We start from the raw sequence: 3,808 nt of genomic DNA on the forward strand, positions 1-3,808 counted from the left end.
ATGACCACAATCCACGCGAATTCGCCGCATCAAGCATTCAACCGCTTGTCGACGCTGATCGTGAACGCCGGCGTCCGCATGGAGCGGGACGACATCCTCAAATACATCCGCTCGATCATCCCGATCGTGGTGCAGTTGCGAAAGGGCGACGAGACGGTCAGCCGGGGGGTCAGCGAGATCTATTTTCGGGACGAGGTCAACGAAGATGGTGAAAAGGTTCACAGCCAGGTCTTTTGACGATCCGCATCGCCACGGTGGCAACGATGCCGCAGACCAGGCGAGCATCAAAAAGCCGCAGCCCGCCAACACCCGGCCGGTCAAATTCTCCGATGACAGCGGATTGCTGCAGGACCCGTTCGAGATCGATGCGGCGGTGTTGCGGGCCGTGGTTGATGAGGCGCCGCGGCAAAAACGAGTGACCGCGCTCCAGCGATTCTCGTTTCTGACCTTTCCGGTTGTCAGCGCGATCGCGGTGCTGATGTGGCTTACGACATTCGTGTTCATCTACGATATGTATTCGACGTCATTCGGCCAGGCCTCGTTCATCGACTATCTAAGCCGCGCGCCGTTTATGGATGCGGCGAGGCAGACCATGGGGATCGTGTTCACGCGCAACACGATCGGGCTGTCGCTGCTCGCGCTCCTTGTCATGTTTCCGTTCATCTATGTCTGGTTGACCTGGTGGATGTTGAAGGGCGGCCGGTCGCTGTCGCGCCTGGTCCTCTATCTCTTGCATGTACGCTCGATCTTCAGCCTGTTGACAACCTCCGGATTGGTGTTCGCGGCCTGCTGGGCGGGCGTGGTCGTCTATGGCGTCGTCTTTTATCTGATCGCCACCAAGGGCCTGACGCTGGACGCCGTGGCAAATTATTACGGCAACGCGCTGACTGCCATGTATCAGGCCCCTTTCGGCGGCACGAGCGCCGCCGGCCAGTTCGTGGCACCGGCGAGGTTGACGGTCCTCGCTGGCCTTGGGGGACTGGCGGCAGCAAGCCTTTTGATTGGGTTTCCGATCGTCAAGGCAGTAGTACACCGCGAGCGCCAAGTCTTTGGTCATTCCAGGCTGGCGACGCTGAGAGACGCTGCCGACTATCGATTGCGCGAGAAGAGCGGCATTGTGCTCGGATACAAGCAGGGGATGCTGCTGCGCTCAGACAGCGACCAGCATGTCATGGTGATGGGCTCGCCGGGGCAGGGCAAGTCACGCAGCTTTGTCATGCCGACGATGGTGAACTACGCCGGATCGATGTTCATCCTCGATATGAGCGGGGAACTCTACGAGAAGACCTCCGGCTACATGAAGAAGAAGGGCTACGAGGTCTACCTTATGGCGCCCGGCCAACATGGGACGCACTGCTTCAATCCACTGGACGTGATTAGCAAGGACCCGCATCAGCGCATTACCGATCTTCAGAAGCTGGCACTGATGCTGATGCCGGAACGGTTGCGTTCGGACTCGAACGATTTCTGGGAGGAAAGCGCCAGGATCCTGCTGGTTGCGATGCTGGGATTTGTGATCGAGTGCCCGGATACGCGCAAGTCGTTGAGCGAGCTCTATCGTATCCTCAATTCCATGTCCGATGAACGCACGGCGATCGCACAGCTTCTGTCGCGGTATGGCAATCATCTGTCCGACCAGACGCGCATGCAGTTGACGAAGTTCATCGGCCGTCATGAAAAGCTGGGCGAGGGGATAGCGGCTGAGATCGGTGCGAAGTTCAACTTCCTCCAGAACGAACTCATCGAGGCGATGACGTCTGTGACGACCATCCCGATCACCGAGATCCGCAAACGCAGAATGGTCATCTACCTACAGGCCGACTGGAACATCATGCAGATGTATGAGCGGCTGATTTCGATCTTCGTGCAGCAGATGGCCGACAATCTCGTGCAGCTCGGTCCGCTGCGCGATGGGGAATACGAAGTTTTGATGATGCTGGACGAGTTTGGCAACGGTGGCCGGCTCGACACCGTGCTGACGCTGGCGCCGCTAATCCGCAAGAACGGGGTGCGGTTCGTGTTCATCCTGCAGGACGGCGCGCAACTGGAGCGGCTTTACCAACGGCCGGGCCAGAAGATCCTGATGGGGACGTCGACGATCAAGCTCTACATGAATTTTCAGAATGTCGAGGACGCGCAGGCTGTTTCGCAGATTGCGGGCGTCGACACAAAGCTGATGCCGCAGCCCTCATACTCGTACCGCCACGGCCGTCGTGACCGCGGAGGGTCCGTGATGCCGATGCGCGTGGAGTTGCTGCCGGTTCACGCGCTGATGCAGATGAAGCCGGAAGAGGCAATCCTGCAGGTGACCGGCATGCCGATCATGCGCATCATGAAACTCGATTCAGGCGGTGAGCGGCAATTCCGGGCGATGGACAAATATCAGAAAGTCCGAAAGCCGCAGATCCAACCGAGGGCCTGGACTCTCGATGACGATGAGAAGTTCAAAGCGGAACCCTCGGAATTAGAAGAGGTGATGACACGTCAGATGCTCAATCCGGATGGGAGGGTCGTGCGCCGGCGGGTAGCCGCGTTTAAAGCCGGCGGCGTTACCAGCGCGGTGCTGGAAAAGCCGTCCAGGCCGCGCCCGGTCGATTTTTTGTGGCAGGATGTCGGCGGCGAGCGGCACATTTTCTTCTCGTCGCTCGATGAACTGACGATCCGGCTGAACCTCGATGCGACGCGCGCTCCAGGAGTAACGCCCAGGGAGGGACCGCCCCAATCGAAGGATCGCAGGGAAGACACAGGAACGAGGGAGCGGCCGCACGCCGGAGACGGACGGGGCCTAGCTGGGGAGAAGTCGGAATCTGATGGGAAGCGCGCACGCCCGGAGGACGCCGAACTTCCGGACCTTGACATGGGCGACCCTATGGCGGGAGATCGCGCCGACGATGACGATCTTGAGGTCAACGTGCGGGCGTTGCTGAAAGAAAGCTACGTCCCGCCCTCGCATCATGATCGCTCGGCACCGTCGTCTCGAAATGACGTTGCAAGGCACAAGGCTGACGTCGTGCGCTCCCCAATCCTCAGGCGCCAAGAACTGAGCGAGCAATTCGGTAAGATGAACGCGGCGTTGCATGCGATGCTCAACGAGAGCGCCAAGAGCGTCGACACAATCGATGCGCTCGCCCTGAATGATGGCCTCGAGTCTATGTGGCGGGCAACGATTGACCGGATGGAAAGTGACGAGACTAAAGCGCTTGTGCGCCGCCACGCCGCATTGGTGATGGATCCGGTAGGGGAGGGAGGGAGTAGATGAGCCGTTTGCATCGTGGCGCAGCGCAATCTTCCGCTCATCTGGCGAGCGCTTGACGCCAGAGACTCGTCGCATATCTTGCATTGTTCGGTAAGATGCCCTAAATATCACGGCAGATTGCCGGAGAAATGAAAATGAGCACCTCTTTAGCACTCATCAACGATGTAGCACGCAAACTCGGCGGCGCCGCAGTGTTGGGAGCAGATGTCCGGTCGCAGGCGGACCTTGCAATGATGGTGCGGCGTCGGCTTCCGCTCGCGACGCTGAAGGGTCTGTCTCTTGCAGGCCTCAGCGAGCAGGAGATCGAGCGCTTCGTCATCCCGCAACGCACGCGCCGGCACCGCGCGGAAAAGAACGAGCCGTTGACAGTCGAGGAATCCGACCGAGCCGTACGGCTCGCCCGCATCCAGTCGCTTGCGGAAGAGACCTTTGGAGATCCCGGAAAGGCGAACCGCTGGCTGCGCAAGGAACTCGCGGAACTGGGCGGTGAGGCCCCGCTAACGGTGGCGCAAACCGAGGCGGGCACGCGCGTCATCGAGACCATCCTTGGCA

General features: G+C 59.8%; 2 protein-coding genes and 1 pseudogene. All 3 read left to right on the top strand.

Annotated elements, in window-relative coordinates:
* Positions 1 to 237: pseudogene (locus ACODTY_RS23470) on the top strand (P-type DNA transfer ATPase VirB11); the annotation flags it as partial.
* A complete protein-coding gene (locus ACODTY_RS23475; protein ID WP_488996586.1) occupies positions 206 to 3,259 on the top strand; it encodes a type IV secretory system conjugative DNA transfer family protein in 3,054 nt (1,017 codons plus the stop codon). The pseudogene ACODTY_RS23470 and the gene ACODTY_RS23475, both read left to right, overlap by 32 nt.
* Before the next feature lie 131 nt (positions 3,260 to 3,390).
* Positions 3,391 to 3,808 (top strand): Xre family toxin-antitoxin system antitoxin (locus ACODTY_RS23480; protein ID WP_488996587.1); only part of this gene is annotated, 418 nt, incomplete at its 3' end.

The organism is Mesorhizobium sp. FG116, from assembly GCF_057809835.1.